The sequence below is a fragment of the Saezia sanguinis genome (assembly GCF_003991585.1).
Taxonomy (GTDB): Bacteria; Pseudomonadota; Gammaproteobacteria; order Burkholderiales; family Burkholderiaceae_C; genus Saezia; species Saezia sanguinis.
The window spans coordinates 1-279 of sequence record NZ_PQSP01000047.1 but is presented as its reverse complement, the minus strand read 5'-3'; the positions used below and the strand labels follow the sequence as shown (position 1 = coordinate 279).

Here is a 279-nt window from a genome sequence, read left to right as displayed (position 1 = left end):
CTCGTGGAGTATGCCGCAAGCCTGATCTTCTTCCACGACAGCCGCGCCCTTCCTCTGCTCCAACTCACCGCCACCTGGCTCCTCTACGCACTCGTTCTCGTCGCAGTGACCCTCATAGGGTCGGCCAGCTTCACCAGCATCTTGGCTGCGTCTGGCCTTGGCCTCGCGTCCATGCTTGCCCTCAGCCTGCTCGGCCTCTGGGGACCGGCAGCGAAGTACTCTCCCGCTGGGTTGGCGGGCGTCCAGAGCAAGATCACGGCGGGCGAACCTGTCACATAC

General features: G+C 64.2%; 1 protein-coding gene. It reads left to right on the top strand.

What is annotated here, in order from left to right:
- Window positions 1-279 (top strand): hypothetical protein (locus CUZ56_RS16045; protein ID WP_204250937.1); only part of this gene is annotated, 279 nt, incomplete at both ends.